Source organism: Actinospineispora spinosispora DSM 44797, assembly GCF_000429025.1.
Lineage (GTDB): Bacteria > Actinomycetota > Actinomycetes > Mycobacteriales > Pseudonocardiaceae > Pseudonocardia > Pseudonocardia spinosispora.
Genome location: NZ_AUBB01000017.1, coordinates 331,235 through 347,872 on the forward strand (window position 1 = coordinate 331,235; position 16,638 = coordinate 347,872).

The window sequence follows — 16,638 nt, forward strand, 5'->3', positions numbered from 1 at the left end:
GTCAGCGCACGGCTGAGCCGGTGATGAGTGGGCGGACGAGCGGGGGCATGCCGCGCCACGTGCTGTGTTCCACACGGTCGAGACGCAGCGTGGAAGTGATGGTGTCCAGGAGCGGCCGGTCGCATCGGCAGCCGATGGCGAACGCCGCCCAGGGGCGCGCCAGGCGGCGCTGCGCGGCGGCGAGCACCTGCCGGTCCGACAGGATGTGCTCGCAGAACAGGAAGTGCCCGCCGGGGCGGAGCACGCGCGCGATCTCGGCGAGAGCGGCTGAGGCGTCCGGGACGGTGCACAGGACCAGCGTCGAGACGACCGTGTCCACCGACGAGTCCTCGACCGGAAGCTCGGTCGCGGGCACGGTCAGCACAGTGGCCGGCCTGCCGACGCCGGAGACACGCCGGTGCAACGACGAGGCCATCGCCGGTGACGGCTCGGTGAGCAGCAACTCGTCGACATCCGATGGGTAGTGCGGCAGATTGAGGCCCGTACCAGCACCGATCTCCAGCGTCCGGCCACGGGCGGCGCGCAGGAGCGCGGCCCGGCGGTCGCGCATGCCGCGCCGTTCACCGAGCCACAGGAACGGGTCGTAGACCGAGCTGACCAGCCGCTCCCACCTGTCGGAACTCATGGTGTTACTCTATGCACAGCGACCAGTCCTTCGCGCGTGCGTGACGGACAGCAAGCGGAGCCCCGCTCCCACCCGACGCCGCAACAGACGCTCGGGTCCGGTCCTGCCAGACACCTTGGTGGACGGCAGTAGTGCATGCGAGTGTGGTGCATGTCGATCGGTCGGCGCGGGCCTCGACGCCTTTTGTGGCGGCGGGGCCTTCTGTCGTGGGTTGGGAATCCGGGCGAGGTCGGCGACGTTGATCAGGAACGTCGCGTGCCACACGTGACCGGAGAGACAGAGGAGACCCCATCACCACAGAGACGCGCATCAACGACCGCATCCGAGTGCCCGAAGTTCGACTGGTCGGGCCCAACGGCGAGCAGGTCGGCATTGTGCGCATCGAAGACGCCCTCCGCCTGGCGCGGGAGGCCGACCTCGACCTGGTCGAGGTAGCGGCCCAGGCACGACCGCCGGTCTGCAAGCTCATGGACTACGGCAAGTTCAAGTACGAGAGCGCGCAGAAGGCCCGTGAGTCCCGCCGTAACCAGCAGCTGACCGTCATCAAGGAGCAGAAGCTCCGGCCGAAGATCGACAACCATGACTACGAGACCAAGAAGGGCCACGTGCGGCGCTTCCTCGAGCATGGCAACAAGGTCAAGGTGACGATCATGTTCCGCGGCCGGGAGCAGTCCCGCCCGGAGCTTGGTTTCCGGTTGCTGCAACGACTGGCTGAGGACATTCAGGACCTCGGTGTCGTCGAAGCCGCGCCGAAGCAGGACGGGCGAAACATGACCATGGTGATTGCGCCGCACAAGAACCGCGCGAAGGTTGCCAAGCCTGCCGCGGCCACGAGCGACAGCGACGCCTGACCTGTAACGGCATCGCCAGCACTGTCACCTCACCGAGCGACGAAGGATTTTTCATGCCTAAGAACAAGTCCCACAGCGGGACGAAGAAGCGCATCAAGGTCACCGGCAGCGGCAAGCTGCTGCGGCAGAAGGCGGGCATGCGCCACCTGCTCGAGCGCAAGTCGAGCGAGCAGACCCGCCGCCTGGCCGGCACCGTCGAGGTTGCCAAGTCGGACGCCAAGAGGCTTCGCAAGCTGCTCGGCCGCTGACCCGGGGCGCCGGTCCCGGCGCAGCATCGACCCCACCCCGACCCCGGCGGCCCGACCGCCAGACGACCGAATGAGGATTAAGCAGTGGCACGCGTGAAGCGGGCGGTCAACGCCCAGAAGAAGCGTCGGGCAACCCTCGAGATGGCCAGCGGCTACCGAGGACAGCGGTCCCGGCTGTACCGCAAGGCCAAGGAGCAGATGCTCCACTCGCTCACCTACGCCTACCGTGACCGGCGGGCCAAGAAGGGCGAGTTCCGCAAGCTGTGGATCACCCGTATCAACGCGGCGGCCCGCGCGAACGGCATGACGTACAACCGGTTCATCCAGGGCCTTCGCCTCGCGGAGCTGGATGTCGACCGCAAGATCCTGGCCGACCTGGCCGTCAACGACCCGGCCACCTTCGCCACGCTCGTCGAGCTGGCCAAGGAGAACGTGCCCGCGGTGCGTGGCGCCGAGAAGGACGAGTCGGCAGCCTGAGTTCCTCCGCCGCCCGATTCGACGACCCGAAACCACCCATGGCCGACGACAGCGTGATCTGTACCGAGCGCACGCCGAGGGTGGTGGCGGCGCGCAAGCTGGCGCGACGCGCGGGGCGTGAACGGGCCGGGCGTTTCCTCGCCGAGGGCGCGCAGGCGGTCGAGGCCGCGTTGGCGGCCGCCGCCGACGCGGACCGAGCTGGTCGAGCGCGGGTGTACGAGCTGTTCGCCACCGAGGTGGCGGCGGCTCGGCACCCGCGCTTGCTCGCGAACGCCTCCGCGCTGGGCGTACCGATCTCGTTCATCACCGAGCGAGCGGCCTCGGGACTGTCCGAGACGGTCACCCCACAAGGCCTGGTCGCCGTCTGCGCGCTCGTCGACGTTCCGCTCGGCGAGGCGTTGGCCGGCCGGCCACGACAGGTCGTCGTCCTCGTCGACGCCGCCGATCCGGGCAACGCCGGCACGGTGATCCGGATCGCCGACGCGGCGGGTGCCGACGCGGTGATCCTCGCCGGTGACTGTGTTGATCCGCACAACGGCAAATGCGTCCGAGGTTCGGTGGGCAGCGTGTTCCACCTCCCCATCGCCCGCGAGCGTGACGTCGACACGGTGCTGGAGGCCTGCCGGGATGCCGGTCTGCGGCTGCTGGCGACGACGGCGGCGGGGGAGATGGACCTGCACGATCCCCAGACCGACGCCACGGTGGCCGGCCGGTGCGCGTGGATCTTCGGCAGCGAGGCACATGGCTTGCCCCCCGAGCTCGTGGCGGCCGCGGACGTCCGGGTGCGGGTGCCGATCTACGGTCGCGCGGAGAGCCTCAATCTCGCCACGGCGGCCGCCATCTGCGTATATGCAACGGCCAGGGCACAGCGGACCGCTAGTCTCTGTGCAGCTGACCGCAACCAGAGAGAGTCCACTGCGTCCTGATGTCTGGTGTGAACGACAACTTCGACCCCAAGCAAGTCGCCGCGCTACAGCCGGAGGCCTTGCAGAGCGCCGTCGACGAGGCCGAGAAGGCGTTCGCCTCCTCGACCGACCTCGCTGAGCTGGCCACGGCAAAGTCCGCGCACCTGGGGGACCGGTCTCCGGTGCTGGTGGCCCGGCGCGAGATCGGGGCGCTGCCGCCGCAGGCCAAGGCCGACGCCGGCAAGCGCGTCAACGAGGCCCGTCAGTCGGTGCAGGCCGCGTTCGACGCGCGCCGTGCCGAGCTGGTCGCCGAGCGGGACGAGCGCATGCTCGCCGAGGAAGCGGTCGACGTCACGCTGCCGTGGGACCGCCTCCCGCGCGGCGCCAGGCACCCGATCACCCAGATCTCCGAGCGCATCACCGACGTGTTCCTCGCCATGGGGTGGGAGCTGGCCGAGGGCCCCGAGGTGGAGACCGGCTGGTTCAACTTCGACGCGTTGAACTTCGGCAAGGACCATCCGGCCCGCGCGATGCAGGACACGTTCTACGTCGCTCCGGACGGCGCGGACCTCGTGCTGCGGACGCACACCTCCCCGGTGCAGGTCCGGGCGTTGCTGGAGCGTGAACCTCCGGTCTACGTCGTCTGCCCGGGTCGGACGTTCCGTACCGACGAGCTCGACTCCACCCACACGCCGGTGTTCCACCAGGTCGAGGGACTGGCGGTCGACGAGGGCATCACCATGGCGCACCTGAAGGGCACCCTGGACGCGTTCGCCCGCGCGATGTTCGGGCAGGAGTCCAGCACCCGGTTGCGCCCGTCCTACTTCCCGTTCACCGAGCCGTCCGCCGAGGTGGACGTGTGGTTCCCGGAGAAGAAGGGCGGCGCGGGCTGGGTCGAATGGGGCGGCTGCGGGATGGTCAACCCGAACGTCCTGCGCGCCTGCGGCGTCGACACCGAGCGCCACAGCGGTTTCGCGTTCGGCATGGGCCTGGAACGCACCCTGCAGTTCCGCAACGGCCTGCCGGACATGCGGGACATGACCGAGGGCGACGTGCGGTTCACCAGCGCCTTCGGTATCGAACACTGACGACTTGAACACTTGATTCACTCCGGAACTTGCGAGGAGCGTGCACGTGCGTGTTTCCGTGTCGTGGCTGGCCGACCTGGTCGAGCTGCCCGACGGCATCACCGCCGAGGAGATCGCTGACGCGTTCGTCCGGGTCGGCCTCGAGGTCGAGGAGATTCACTCACCGCCCTCGATCACCGGGCCGCTGCGGATCGGGCGGGTCCAGGAGATCGAGGAACTGACCGGCCTGAAGAAGCCGATCCGGTACTGCCAGGTCGAGGTGGGGGAGATCGCGCCGCGCGGTATCATCTGCGGCGCGACGAACTTCGAGGTCGGCGATCTCGTCGCCGTCGCCCTGCCGGGCACCGTGCTGCCGGGTGACTTCACGATCACCGCGCGCAAGACGTACGGACACGTGTCCGACGGCATGATCTGCTCGGTGCTCGAGCTGGGCCTTGGCAGCGACCACGCCGGAATCCTGGTGCTGCCGCCGGGAACCGGTGAGCCGGGCGACGACGCCGCTCCGGTGCTGGGCCTCGGTGACCCGGTGATCGAGCTGGCTGTCACGCCGGACCGTGGTTACTGCTTCTCGGTACGGGGTCTGGCGCGGGAGCTGGCGTGCTCGTTGGACACTCACTTCGGCGACCCCGCCCACGTCGGGCTGCCCGAGGTCGACGGCGAGGCGTGGCCGGTCCGCATCGACGACGAGGTCGCCTGCCGGCGTTTCGTCGCCCGCAGGGTGACCGGCGTTGACCCGAGCGCCCCGAGCCCGTGGTGGATGCGGCGTCGGCTGATCGCACTGGGCGTCCGCCCGATCTCACTCGCGGTCGACGTGACGAACTACGTGATGATGGAGCTGGGCCAGCCGCTGCACGCCTACGACGCGACGGCTCTTCGCGGGCCGATCGTGGTTCGCCGGGCGAGTGCAGGGGAGAAGCTCACCACGCTGGACGGCTCGGTTCGCGCGCTCGACCAGGACGACCTGCTCATCACCGACAGCAGCGGACCGATCGGCCTCGCCGGGGTGATGGGTGGCGCGACCACCGAGATCTCCGAGCACACCCATGACGTCCTGCTGGAGTCGGCGAACTTCGAGCCGGCCGTGATCGCGCGCGCCGCGCGCAGGCACAAGCTGCCCAGCGAGGCGTCGCGCCGGTTCGAACGCGCGGTGGACACCGACCTCGGACCGTTCGCGGCCGAGCGTGCCGCGTCGCTGCTGGTGCAGTACGGCGGCGGTTCGATCGGCGAGGGACGGACCGATGTCGGTGACCCGCCCGCTCTCGAAGCGGTGGCCATGCCGCTCGAGATGCCCGACCGGGTCGCCGGTATCCGCTACGAGCGCGGCGTGAGCGCACGCCGGCTCGGTCAGATCGGGTGCGCCGTCGAACTGCGCTCGGACACGGGCAACGCCGAGATCGTCGCGGTCCCTCCCACCTGGCGACCCGACCTGCGCGCGCCGTCGGATCTGGTCGAAGAAGTGCTCAGGCTCGAAGGCCTCGACTCCATTCCCTCGGTGCTCCCGGCCGCCGCTGCCGGTCGTGGGCTGACGACGGCCCAGCGGCGTCGACGGTCCGTGTCCCGCACGCTGGCCGAGGCCGGCTACACCGAGGTGCTGCCGTTCCCGTTCATCTCGGGTGCGGTGTTCGACCAGTTCGGCTGCGCCGAGGATGACGTCCGACGCCGTACTCTGCGCCTGCTCAACCCGATCGACGCCGACCGGCCCGAGATGGCGAGCACACTGCTTCCGGGCCTGTTCGACGCGGCGATCCGCAACGTGGCGCGGGGCATGACCGATGTCGCGCTGTTCCACATCGGCCAGGTGGTGCTGCCCAAGCAGGAGCAGTCGTCGGTCCCGGACGTCCCGGTGGACCGTCGTCCCTCCGACGAGCAGATCGAGGCGCTGCTGGACGCGCTTCCCGAGCAGCCGGTGCATGTGGCCGCGGTGCTCGCCGGGCAGCGGGAGCGCGCCGGGTGGTGGGGTGACGGACGCGCGGCGAGCTGGGCGGACGCGGTCGAGGCCGCGCATCTCGTCGCGGAGGCCTCGGGTGTCGAGCTGCGGGTCACTTCGGCGACGCTGGCGCCGTGGCATCCCGGGCGCTGCGCGTCGCTGTGGGTCGGCAAGTGGGTCGTCGGTTATGCGGGTGAACTGCATCCCAAGGTCGTCGAGGCACTCGGGTTGCCGAAGCGCACCTGTGCGATGGAGCTCGCGCTCGACGTGCTGCCGCTGACCGATCTGCGACCGGCTCCGGTGATCTCTCCGTTCCCGCCGGTGCTGCTGGACGTCGCACTGGTCGTGCAGGACGACCAGCCGGCCGCCTCGGTGGCCGACGCGCTGCGCGAGGGTGCCGGTGACCTGCTCGAACACCTGCGTCAGTTCGACCTGTACACCGGCGACCAGGTGGGCGAGGGCAAGCGTTCGCTCGCGTTCAAGATGCGGCTGCGCGCTCCGGACCGGACCTTGACGATGGAGGAGGCGACCGCCGCGCGCGACTCGGCGGTAGCGATGGCCACGGAACGGTGCGGAGCCGTCGTTCGCGGGTGAACGCGGCGCCACGCGCTTGCATGATTCTGCATTCTCATGCATAGTCATTCGTATGGTTCGGATCGCGGTTGCGGGTGCAAGTGGGTACGCGGGAGGCGAGCTGCTCCGGCTGTTGCTCGCTCACCCCGATGTGGAGATCGGCGCGCTGACGGCGGGCGGCAACGCCGGTAGCCGTCTCGGCGCGCACCAGCCGCATCTGCTGCCGCTGGCGGACCGTGTGCTCGCCGAGAGCACGCCCGAGAATCTCGTCGGTCACGACGTCGTCTTCCTCGCGCTGCCACACGGTCACTCGGCCGCGCTGGCCGCTCAGCTCGGCCCGGACACCCTGGTGATCGACTGCGGCGCCGACCACCGTCTCTCCGATGCCTCGGCATGGCAGCGGTGGTACGGCGGCGACCATGCGGGGAACTGGCCGTACGGTCTGCCGGAGCTGCCCGGCCAGCGGGACAAGCTGGTCGGCGTCAAGCGGGTCGCGGTGCCGGGGTGCTATCCGACGGTCGGCAGCCTGGCGCTCGCGCCGGCGCTGGTGGCGGGACTCATCGAGCCCGACGTCGTGATCACCGCGGTCACCGGCACCTCCGGCGCGGGCAAGTCACTCAAGCCGAACCTACTTGGCTCGGAGGTGATGGGCTCGGTCAGCGCATACGGCGTCGGTGGTACACACCGGCACACCCCGGAGTTCGTGCAGAACCTGTCGGCGGCCGCCGGACAGCCGGTGACGGTCAGCTTCACCCCGATCCTCGCGCCGATGCCCCGCGGCATCCTCGCCACCTGCAGCGCGGTCACCTCCGCCGACTCGGCCGAGGTGCTGGCCGCCTACCACAAGGCCTACGACGCCGAGCCGTTCGTGCACGTCCTGCCCGAGGGCACCTGGCCGAGCACGTCGATGACACTCGGGGCGAACACCGCCGTGCTGCAGGTGACGGTCGACCCGGACGCCGGGAGGTTGGTCGTGGTCGCGGCGATCGACAACCTGACCAAGGGCACCGCGGGTGCGGCCGTCCAGAGCATGAACCTGGCGCTGGGCCTGCCCGAGACCAGCGGGCTCCCGCTGACCGGGGTCGCCCCGTGACGGTGACCGGCCCGCTCGGTTTCCGTGCCGCCGGGGTCGCCGCCGGTATCAAGAGCTCCGGCGCGCTCGATCTCGCACTGGTGGTGAACGACGGGCCGAACCACGAGGCAGCGGGTGTCTTCACCAGGAACAAGATCCAGGCCGCACCGGTCCTGTGGTCGCGGCAGGTGCTGACCGCCGGACGGTTGCGTGCCGTGGTGCTGAACTCCGGCGGCGCGAACGCCTGCACCGGCCCTCAGGGATTCCAGACGACACACGCCGAGGCCGAACGGGTCGCCGAGGCGCTCGGCTGTGGTGCCGCCGAGGTAGCGGTCTGTTCGACGGGGCTGATCGGCACGCAGCTTCCCCGGGACAAGGTGCTCGACGGCATCGCCGCGGCGGCGGAGGCGCTGGCCGGTTCCGACGAGGCAGGATCGTCGGCGGCCGGGGCGGTCCTCACCACGGACACTCACGCCAAACAGGTCGACTACCTGGATTCCGCCGGCTGGCGGGTCGGCGGCTTCGCCAAGGGCGCCGGGATGGTCGCGCCCGCGATGGCGACGATGCTCGCGGTGCTGACGACCGATGCCGTGGCCGACCGCGACGACCTGGACGCGGCGTTGCGCGCCGCGGTGAGCCTCACGTTCGAGCGCCTCGACATCGACGGATCGACGTCCACGAACGACACGGTGCTGGTGCTCGCGTCCGGTGCGTCCGGGGTGGCCGCGACCCGCGCTGAGCTGACCGATGCGTTGACCGAGGCCTGTACTCAGCTCGTCGACCAGCTGCAGAGCGACGCGGAAGGCGCCACGAAGCACGTGACGATCCGGGTGACCGGAGCGAGCACCGAGACGGACGCGCTCGCCGTGGCCCGCTCAGTGGCGCGCGACAGCCTGGTGAAGACCGCCTTCTTCGGCTCGGACCCGAACTGGGGCCGGATCGCGGTGGCGGTGGGGAACGCGGACGCGGACATCGACCCACACGGATTGGAGATCGTCATCAACGGCGTGACGCTGTGCCACAAGGGTGAGGCGGTGGGCGACCGCACCGCGGCCGACCTGGCCGGAATGGACATCGAGGTCGGGATCGACCTGCACGTCGGTTCGGCTGGAGCGTCGGTGCGCACGACCGACCTGTCGCACGCCTACGTCGACGAGAACAGCGCGTACTCGTCATGAGCAGCCCCGCGCGGGAGCGCCTCAACCGGGCCGGGGAGAAGGCCGGCGTGCTCGCCGAGGCGCTGCCCTGGCTGCAGAACTTCCACGGCAAGATCGTGGTCGTCAAGTACGGCGGTAACGCCATGATCGACGACGAGCTGAAGAAGGCGTTCGCACAGGACATGGTGTTCCTGCGGCTCGCCGGCATCCATCCGGTCGTGGTGCACGGTGGCGGTCCGCAGATCACCGCCATGCTCAACCGGCTCAACCTGCCCGCCGAGTTCCGGGGCGGCCTGCGGGTGACGACCCCGGAGACCATCGACGTGGTCCGGATGGTGCTGGTCGGCCAGGTCGGCAGGGAGCTCGTCGGCCTGATCAACAAGCACGGCCCGTACGCGGTCGGCATGTCCGGTGAGGACGCCGGACTGTTCACGGCGGAACGACGCACCGCGCTGGTCAACGGCGAGGCGGTGGACATCGGCCTGGTCGGTGACGTCGTGGCGGTGAGCCCGGACGCGGTGCTGGACATCGTCGCGGCCGGCCGGATCCCGGTCGTCGCCGGTGTCGCGCCGGACCTCGACGGGACCGTCTACAACATCAACGCGGACAGCGCGGCGGCCGCGCTTGCCGAGGCGCTCGGCGCCGCGAAGCTCGTCGTGCTGACCGACGTCGAGGGTCTGTACGCGAACTATCCGGACCCGGACTCGCTGATCAGCGCGCTGACCGCCGACGAGCTCGAGCCCATGCTGCCGACGATCAACACCGGCATGGCACCCAAGATGGAAGCCTGTCTGCGCGCGGTGCGTGGTGGCGTCGCACAGGCACACGTAATCGACGGTCGGCTGGCGCATTCGGTGCTGCTGGAAGTCTTCACCAGCGAAGGAGTGGGAACGATGGTGGTCCCGTCATGAGCGACCTGACCGCACGGTGGCAGTCCGTGATGATGAACAACTACGGCACGCCGCCGCTGGCGCTCGTGCGCGGCGACGGCGCGCAGGTGTGGGACAGCGACGGCCGTCGCTACCTGGACCTGCTCGCCGGCATCGCGGTGAACTCCCTCGGCCACGCGCACCCGGCGATCGTCGAGGCCGTCACCACACAGGTGTCCACCCTCGGCCATGTGTCGAACCTGTACCTGGCCGAGCCGTCCATCGAGCTCGCCGAACGCCTGATCGGACTGCTGGGAGTCGCTCCTCAGGGGGCGCGGGCGCTGTTCTGCAACTCCGGCGCCGAGGCACTCGAAGCCGCGTTCAAGATCTCCCGGCTGACCGGGCGCCGCAAGCTCGTCGCCGCTCAGAACGCGTTCCACGGACGGACCATGGGCGCGCTGGCCCTGACCGGCCAGCCGCCCAAGCGCACCCCGTTCGAGCCCCTGCCCGGTGATGTCACGCACGTGCCGTTCGGCGACGTCGAGGCGTTGCGGGCGGCGGTGGACGGCGAGACCGCGGCTGTCGTCCTGGAGCCCATCCTGGGTGAGGCCGGTGTGATCATCCCGCCGGAGGGCTACCTCCAGGCCGCCAGGGAGATCACCAGCGAGCACGGCGCGCTGCTGGTGCTCGACGAGGTCCAGACCGGGATCGGGCGGACCGGGTACTGGTTCGCCCACCAGGCGGTCGGCGTGACTCCGGACGTCATCACCCTGGCCAAGGGCTTGGCCGGCGGTTTGCCGATCGGTGCGTGCATCGCCATCGGCGACGCGGCCGACCTGCTGCAGCCCGGTCACCACGGGACCACGTTCGGTGGGAACCCGGTGTCCTGTGCCGCCGCGCTCGCCGTGCTGCGCACGATCGAGTCGGAAGGCCTGCTCGCGCACGTCGACCGGCTGGGCAAGGAGATCGCGGCGGGCGTCGAGGAGCTGGGCCATCCGCTGGTCGGCCGGACCAGCCAGGCAGGCCTGCTGATCGGTATCGGTCTCACGTCGCCCGCGTCGGCCGCGGTCGCGGCGGCCGCCCGGGACGCCGGATTCCTGGTGAACAACGCGGTACCGGACCGAGTGCGGCTCGCGCCCCCGCTGATCCTGAGCTCGGAGCAGGCGGGGGAGTTCCTCACCGCACTGCCGGGCATCCTGGACGAGGCGGCGAAGCATGCCTAGGCACCTCCTGCGCGACGACGACCTCACCCAGGCCGAGCAGCTCGCCGTCCTGGATCTGGCCGACGAGATGAAACGCGACCGCTACGCGTACCGGCCGTTGGCTGGACCGCGCCCGGTCGCGGTGATCTTCGACAAGAGCTCGACCAGGACCAGGGTGTCCTTCGAGACGGGAATCGCGCAGCTCGGCGGACACCCGTTGATCATCGACGCCGGTAGCAGCCAGCTGGGCCGGGGCGAGACCATCGAGGACACCGCCCGCGTGCTGTCCCGGTTCGTCGATGCCGTCGTGTGGCGCACCGCCGGTCAGCAGCGCATCGAACGGATGGCCGCCGCGAGCTCGGTCCCGGTGATCAACGCGCTGACCGACGAGTTCCACCCCTGCCAGGTACTCGCCGACCTGCAGACCATCCGGGAACGTCACGGCCGTCTGGCCGGGCTCACCCTGGTCTATCTCGGTGACGGCGCGAACAACATGGCGCACTCGCTGCTGCTGGGCGGGGTCACCGCGGGTCTGCACGTCCGGATCGCGGCGCCGGACGGCTTCGTCCCGGATGCCGAGGTCGTGCGGGACGCCAAGGCACGCGCGATCGAGACCGACGGCAGCGTGACGGTGACCGGGGATCCGGTCGCCGCCGTGACCGGCGCGGACGTGGTAGTCACCGACACCTGGGTGTCCATGGGCCAGGAGGCGGACGGGCAGGATCGCAGGGCCCCGTTCCTTCCGTTCCAGGTCAACACCGAGCTGCTCGCGCACGCCAACCCGGGGGCGACGGTGCTGCACTGCCTGCCGGCGCACCGAGGCGACGAGATCACCGACGAGGTGATCGACGGCCCGGCGAGCGGAGTGTGGGACGAGGCGGAGAACCGGCTGCACGCGCAGAAGGCCCTGCTGCAGTGGTTGTTGGAGCAGTCCGGATGAGCATGCCGACCCGGGTCGCCCGGCAGGCGCGGATCGTCGAGCTGATCATCCAGCGCGCGGTGCGTAGCCAGGCCGAGCTGGCCACGCTGCTGGCCTCGGAAGGGGTGGACGTCACCCAGGCCACCCTGTCCAGGGACCTGGACGAGCTGGGTGCGGTCAAGCTCCGGGGCCCGGACGGCGGGGCCCCGGTGTACGTGCTGCCGGAGGACGGGCACCCGATGCGCTCGTCGGGTGGTGGCACGTCGAGGCTGGCCAGGTTGCTGGGGGAGCTGCTGGTCTCGACCGATGCCAGTGGCAACCTCGCGGTGTTGCGGACCCCACCCGGCGCCGCGCAGTTCCTGGCGAGCGCGTTGGATAGAGCCGCGTTGCACGACGTGGTGGGCACCATCGCCGGTGACGACACGATCCTGGTGGTGGCCCGAGAGCCGCTCACCGGAGCTGAACTGGCGGGGCGGATCGCCGCACTGGGCGACTCACGCTCCCGCGCGAATACTGACGAAGGAGCATCTTTCTCGTGAGCAAGGTCCTGAGCTCTCTTCCCCGGGGCGAGCGCATCGGCATCGCCTTCTCCGGTGGCCTCGATACCTCTGTCGCGGTCGCCTGGATGCGAGACAAGGGCGGGTTCCCCTGCACCTATACCGCCGATCTCGGGCAGTACGACGAGCTGGACATCGACGGTGTGCCCGCCCGGGCGATGGAATACGGTGCCGAGCTCGCCCGCGCGGTGGACATCAAGCCGCAGCTGGTCGAAGAGGGTTTGGCCGCGCTGGCCTGCGGTGCGTTCCACATCAGGTCCGGCGGTCGCGTGTACTTCAACACCACGCCACTGGGCCGCGCCGTCACGGGCACGCTGCTGGTCCGGGCGATGCAGGCCGACGAGGTCAACATCTGGGGCGACGGGTCGACGTTCAAGGGCAACGACATCGAGCGGTTCTACCGCTACGGCCTGCTGGCCAATCCGGAGCTGCGGGTCTACAAGCCGTGGCTGGACGCCGACTTCGTCGCGGAGCTGGGCGGTCGTGACGAGATGAGCCGCTGGCTCACCGCACACGGGCTGCCGTACCGGGACCCGGCGGAGAAGGCCTACTCGACCGACGCCAACATCTGGGGCGCGACCCACGAGGCCAAGACGCTCGAGCACCTGGACGTGTCGCTGGAGACCGTCGAGCCGATCATGGGGGTGAAGTTCTGGGACCCCTCGGTGGAGATCGAGACCGAGGACGTCACGATCACCTTCGAGGCCGGCTACCCGGTGGCGATCAACGGTAAGCAGTTCGCCTCTCAGGTCGACCTGGTGCTGGAGGCGAACGCGATCGGCGGGCGTCACGGACTGGGCATGTCGGACCAGATCGAGAACCGGATCATCGAGGCCAAGTCGCGCGGCATCTACGAGGCCCCCGGGATGGCGTTGCTCTTCGCCGCCTACGAGCGGCTGCTCAACGCGATTCACAACGAGGACACCGTCGCCAACTATCACAACGAAGGGCGCAAGCTGGGCCGGCTGCTGTACGAAGGCCGTTGGCTCGACCCGCAGGCGTTGATGGTGCGCGAGTCGATCCAGCGGTGGATCGCCTCGCTGGTGACCGGCTCCGTGACGTTGCGGCTGCGCCGGGGTGATGACTACTCGATCCTCGACACCCAGGGGCCGGGCTTCTCGTACCACCCGGAGCGGCTGTCCATGGAGCGGGTCGAGAACCCCGCGTTCGGGCCGACGGACCGGATCGGTCAGCTCACCATGCGGAACCTGGACATCGCCGACTCCCGCGCCAAGCTGGAGTCCTATGCCGGACAGCCGCACGAGCAGGGGACGGTACGCCTGGAGAACGGCACGCTCTTCGGTGAGCTGCCGGCGGGCGGGTTCGACCAGATCGCGGCGGCCCAGGGCAACAGCGCCCTCCGCGCTGACGATCACAGTTTCCTCGACGATGCCGCGTTGGAATCGGGCACCGACTGATGGTCGAGAGAAGGCTTGCCGAAACGAGCATCAACACAGGCTCCGCGTTGTGGGGAGGCCGGTTCAGCGGCGGCCCTTCGGAGGCGTTGGCCGCGCTGTCCAAGTCGACGCATTTCGACTGGCGGCTGGCTCGATACGACATCACCGGATCCCGGGCGCACGCCCGGGTACTGCACCGGGCGGGTTTGCTCTCAGACGACGAGTTGACCGGCATGATCGCCGCGCTGGACGGTCTGGAGGCCGACGTGCTGTCCGGGGCGTTCGCGCCGGCCGAATCCGACGAGGACGTGCACTCGGCGTTGGAGCGCGGGTTGATCGACCGGGCCGGGCCGGAGCTCGGTGGGAAGCTGCGCGCCGGCCGGTCGCGCAACGACCAGATCGCGACGCTGCTGCGACTGTGGTGGCGGGACACGGCCCGACGGGTCGCCGGTGGTGTGCTGGACGTGGTCGATGCGCTCCTGTCCCAGGCGACGCGCCATCCGGACGCGGCCATGCCGGGGCGGACCCATCTGCAGCACGCGCAGCCGGTGTTGCTGGCGCACCACCTCGCCGCGCACGCGCAGGCGCTGCTGCGGGACGTCGACCGCCTGCGGGACGCGGACCGGCGTGCGGCGATCTCGCCGTACGGCTCCGGGGCGCTGGCCGGCAGCTCGTTGGGTCTGGATCCCGAGGCGGTCGCGGCCGAGCTGGGCTTCGTCGGTTCGGTCGCCAACTCGATCGACGGCACCGCCTCCCGCGATCTCGCGGCCGAGGGCGCGTTCGTGCTCGCACTGATCGGTGTCGATCTGTCCAGACTCGCCGAGGAGGTGATCGTCTGGTGCACCGTCGAGTTCGGCTACGTCACACTCGACGACGCGTTCTCGACCGGCAGCTCGATCATGCCGCAGAAGAAGAACCCGGATGTGGCTGAGCTCACCCGAGGGAAATCCGGTCGGTTGATCGGTAACCTCTCGGGGCTGCTGGCCACGTTGAAGGCCCAGCCGTTGGCCTACAACCGGGACCTCCAGGAGGACAAGGAGCCGCTGTTCGACTCCGCGGACCAGCTGGAGCTGTTGCTCCCGGCGGTCGCGGGCATGGTCGAGACGTTGGTGTTCCACACCGACCGGCTGGCCGAGCTGGCTCCCGCCGGGTTCACCCTCGCCACCGACATAGCCGAGTGGCTGGTGCGCGCAGGGGTGCCGTTCCGGGTCGCTCACGAGGCGGCCGGGGCGTGTGTCCGGATGGCCGAAACCCGGGGGGTGGGCCTGGACGAACTGACCGATGCGGAGCTCGCCCAGGCGTCTCCCGCGCTCACTCCTGCGGTTCGGGACGTGTTGACGGTCGCCGGATCGATCGGTTCACGGGATGGCCGAGGGGGCACCGCGCCGAGCCGAGTGGCGGAACAGCTCGGCGAGCTGCGGACGGTCGTCGATGACGCGCGGGTATGGATCAGCAAGCGGTGATTCTGGCGCGCGAGGAGCTGGCGATCGACCCGGTCGACGCCGCTCATCGGCTGCTCGGCTGCACGGTGGTGTCGGACACCGATGACGGTCCGGTGGCGGTGCGGCTGGTCGAGGTCGAGGCGTATCGAGGCGCCGACGACCCCGCGTCGCACTGCTACCGCGGCCGGACCCCGCGCAACGCGGTCATGTGGGGTCCGGCCGGGTATCTGTACGTGTACTTCGTCTACGGGATGCATTTCTGCGCCAACGTCGTGTGTCTGACCGACGGGGTGGCGGGCGCGGTCCTCCTTCGCGCGGGTGAGGTGACCAGTGATCTGGGACTGGCTCACAGCAGACGTCCCACCGCGAAGCGGGCGAGCGAGCTGGCTCGCGGCCCGGCAAGGCTCGCCTCGTTGCTCGGCCTGGGCCGCGAACACAACGGCGCGGACCTGACCGATCCGAACTCTCCTGTGCGGTTGCTCGCGGGTCCGCCTCTGCCGCCCGAGCAGTTCCGTAGCGGTCCCCGTGTCGGTGTCGCCGCCGCGGCGGACATCCCGTGGCGGTTCTGGGTGGATGGCTCGCCAGCAGTGAGCCAGTACCGCCCGGGTGGCCTGCGTCACGCCAGAAGCAAGTAAATGCGACCCAGGTCACAAAACGCGAAAACGGCGGTTTTGGGCGGTCCCGGGGTGCGTCCGACCTGGTCCGTAGCTCGTTGACCTGGGAAGACATGTCCCGTTTGGAAGAACGACCCCCCGGTTTGACTCGGCGTTGGCGGGGTGTGTAACTTTCTCCTCGTCGCCAAGCGGGGCGCACGGAAGCCAGAAACACCGGCCACCGGGCGCGAACCGCACAGAGCGACCGGAACGAACTTGATCGTCTGCAGGGCGTGCGGTTGCTACCGCGTCTCGAACTGTGTATCGTGAGAGAGTTGCCCCGGATCGAACCACCTAGTAAGTGGAACGTGATGGTGTGCGGATGTCTTTTGAGAACTCAACAGTGTGCTGAACTATTTGGCGTCTCGCTTGTAGGCGTCAGATGAGACACTTGATTGTGTCTATGGTTTGTTTATGCCAGTTTGTGTTGCTCCTCCTTTGTGGGGGGTGCATTAATTTTGAGTACAGGTTTCTATGGAGAGTTTGATCCTGGCTCAGGACGAACGCTGGCGGCGTGCTTAACACATGCAAGTCGAGCGGTAAGGCCCTTTCGGGGGTACACGAGCGGCGAACGGGTGAGTAACACGTGGGTGACCTGCCTTTAGCTTCGGGATAAGCCTGGGAAACTGGGTCTAATACCGGATATGACCTTCTCTCGCATGGGGGTTGGTGGAAA

General features: G+C 69.4%; 16 protein-coding genes and 1 rRNA gene. 16 read left to right on the top strand and 1 reads right to left on the bottom strand.

Features of this window, described 5'->3' with window-relative positions:
• Position 1 precedes the first annotated feature (1 nt).
• The gene (locus G406_RS0107645; protein WP_028933392.1) at positions 2–625 is read right to left on the bottom strand and encodes a class I SAM-dependent methyltransferase; all 624 of its coding nucleotides are present in this window, start codon (positions 623–625) and stop codon (positions 2–4) included.
• Between the two features lie 290 nt (positions 626–915).
• On the opposite strand from G406_RS0107645, the gene infC reads away from it, so the two are divergent.
• The 16 genes from infC to G406_RS0107725 form a co-directional block, all read left to right on the top strand.
• Positions 916–1,476 (top strand): translation initiation factor IF-3, encoded by a 561-nt coding sequence (infC, locus tag G406_RS45225; RefSeq protein ID WP_051341769.1) that lies wholly within the window; start codon positions 916–918, stop codon positions 1,474–1,476.
• A gap of 53 nt (positions 1,477–1,529) precedes the next feature.
• Positions 1,530–1,724 carry a 50S ribosomal protein L35 gene (gene rpmI, locus G406_RS0107655; protein WP_028933393.1) on the top strand — a complete coding sequence of 65 codons (195 nt, stop codon included), beginning with the start codon at positions 1,530–1,532 and terminating at the stop codon, positions 1,722–1,724.
• An 84-nt stretch (positions 1,725–1,808) separates the two neighbouring features.
• Positions 1,809–2,201, top strand: a complete 393-nt coding sequence (gene rplT / locus G406_RS0107660) for a 50S ribosomal protein L20 (protein WP_028933394.1) — start codon at positions 1,809–1,811, stop codon at positions 2,199–2,201.
• A gap of 38 nt (positions 2,202–2,239) precedes the next feature.
• On the top strand, positions 2,240–3,127 hold the full coding sequence (locus G406_RS45230) for a TrmH family RNA methyltransferase (RefSeq protein ID WP_051341770.1): 888 nt from the start codon (positions 2,240–2,242) through the stop codon (positions 3,125–3,127).
• The gene (gene pheS, locus G406_RS0107670; protein WP_028933395.1) at positions 3,127–4,194 is read left to right on the top strand and encodes a phenylalanine--tRNA ligase subunit alpha; all 1,068 of its coding nucleotides are present in this window, start codon (positions 3,127–3,129) and stop codon (positions 4,192–4,194) included. The genes G406_RS45230 and pheS overlap by 1 nt, the downstream gene beginning before the upstream one ends.
• Positions 4,195–4,240: 46 nt before the next feature.
• Positions 4,241–6,715, top strand: a complete 2,475-nt coding sequence (gene pheT / locus G406_RS0107675; protein WP_028933396.1) for a phenylalanine--tRNA ligase subunit beta — start codon at positions 4,241–4,243, stop codon at positions 6,713–6,715.
• Positions 6,716–6,767: 52 nt separating this feature from the next.
• Positions 6,768–7,787: an N-acetyl-gamma-glutamyl-phosphate reductase gene (argC, locus tag G406_RS0107680; protein WP_037075477.1), complete on the top strand. Its 1,020-nt coding sequence runs from the start codon at positions 6,768–6,770 to the stop codon at positions 7,785–7,787.
• Complete coding sequence (gene argJ / locus G406_RS0107685; protein WP_028933398.1) at positions 7,784–8,944, top strand: bifunctional glutamate N-acetyltransferase/amino-acid acetyltransferase ArgJ; 1,161 nt, start codon at positions 7,784–7,786, stop codon at positions 8,942–8,944. The genes argC and argJ overlap by 4 nt, the downstream gene beginning before the upstream one ends.
• Positions 8,941–9,834, top strand: coding sequence for an acetylglutamate kinase (gene argB, locus G406_RS0107690; RefSeq protein ID WP_028933399.1), 894 nt, complete (start codon positions 8,941–8,943; stop codon positions 9,832–9,834). The genes argJ and argB overlap by 4 nt, the downstream gene beginning before the upstream one ends.
• Positions 9,831–11,015 carry an acetylornithine transaminase gene (locus tag G406_RS0107695; RefSeq protein ID WP_028933400.1) on the top strand — a complete coding sequence of 395 codons (1,185 nt, stop codon included), beginning with the start codon at positions 9,831–9,833 and terminating at the stop codon, positions 11,013–11,015. Before argB ends, G406_RS0107695 begins: the two co-directional genes overlap by 4 nt.
• Positions 11,008–11,934, top strand: a complete 927-nt coding sequence (argF, locus tag G406_RS0107700; RefSeq protein WP_028933401.1) for an ornithine carbamoyltransferase — start codon at positions 11,008–11,010, stop codon at positions 11,932–11,934. Before G406_RS0107695 ends, argF begins: the two co-directional genes overlap by 8 nt.
• A gap of 2 nt (positions 11,935–11,936) precedes the next feature.
• Positions 11,937–12,452, top strand: coding sequence for an arginine repressor (locus tag G406_RS45235; protein WP_037075479.1), 516 nt, complete (start codon positions 11,937–11,939; stop codon positions 12,450–12,452).
• Complete coding sequence (argG, locus tag G406_RS0107710; protein ID WP_028933402.1) at positions 12,449–13,888, top strand: argininosuccinate synthase; 1,440 nt, start codon at positions 12,449–12,451, stop codon at positions 13,886–13,888. The genes G406_RS45235 and argG overlap by 4 nt, the downstream gene beginning before the upstream one ends.
• A complete protein-coding gene (gene argH / locus G406_RS0107715) occupies positions 13,888–15,330 on the top strand; it encodes an argininosuccinate lyase (RefSeq protein WP_051341771.1) in 1,443 nt (480 codons plus the stop codon). Before argG ends, argH begins: the two co-directional genes overlap by 1 nt.
• Positions 15,312–15,944 (top strand): DNA-3-methyladenine glycosylase, encoded by a 633-nt coding sequence (locus G406_RS0107720; protein ID WP_037075480.1) that lies wholly within the window; start codon positions 15,312–15,314, stop codon positions 15,942–15,944. Before argH ends, G406_RS0107720 begins: the two co-directional genes overlap by 19 nt.
• A 489-nt stretch (positions 15,945–16,433) precedes the next feature.
• Positions 16,434–16,638, top strand: a 16S ribosomal RNA gene (locus tag G406_RS0107725); the annotation flags it as partial.

Excerpts from the sequence above, each read along its gene's own strand:
- G406_RS0107720 (WP_037075480.1), top strand. The coding sequence starts at position 15,312 with ATGGATCAGCAAGCGGTGATTCTGGCGCGCGAGGAGCTGGCGATCGAC.
- argH (WP_051341771.1), top strand. The coding sequence starts at position 13,888 with ATGGTCGAGAGAAGGCTTGCCGAAACGAGCATCAACACAGGCTCCGCG.
- argC (WP_037075477.1), top strand. The coding sequence starts at position 6,768 with ATGGTTCGGATCGCGGTTGCGGGTGCAAGTGGGTACGCGGGAGGCGAG.
- G406_RS45235 (WP_037075479.1), top strand. The coding sequence starts at position 11,937 with ATGCCGACCCGGGTCGCCCGGCAGGCGCGGATCGTCGAGCTGATCATC.
- pheS (WP_028933395.1), top strand. The coding sequence starts at position 3,127 with ATGTCTGGTGTGAACGACAACTTCGACCCCAAGCAAGTCGCCGCGCTA.
- G406_RS45230 (WP_051341770.1), top strand. The coding sequence starts at position 2,240 with ATGGCCGACGACAGCGTGATCTGTACCGAGCGCACGCCGAGGGTGGTG.
- G406_RS0107695 (WP_028933400.1), top strand. The coding sequence starts at position 9,831 with ATGAGCGACCTGACCGCACGGTGGCAGTCCGTGATGATGAACAACTAC.
- G406_RS0107645 (WP_028933392.1), bottom strand. The coding sequence starts at position 625 with ATGAGTTCCGACAGGTGGGAGCGGCTGGTCAGCTCGGTCTACGACCCG.
- rpmI (WP_028933393.1), top strand. The coding sequence starts at position 1,530 with ATGCCTAAGAACAAGTCCCACAGCGGGACGAAGAAGCGCATCAAGGTC.
- argB (WP_028933399.1), top strand. The coding sequence starts at position 8,941 with ATGAGCAGCCCCGCGCGGGAGCGCCTCAACCGGGCCGGGGAGAAGGCC.
- argF (WP_028933401.1), top strand. The coding sequence starts at position 11,008 with ATGCCTAGGCACCTCCTGCGCGACGACGACCTCACCCAGGCCGAGCAG.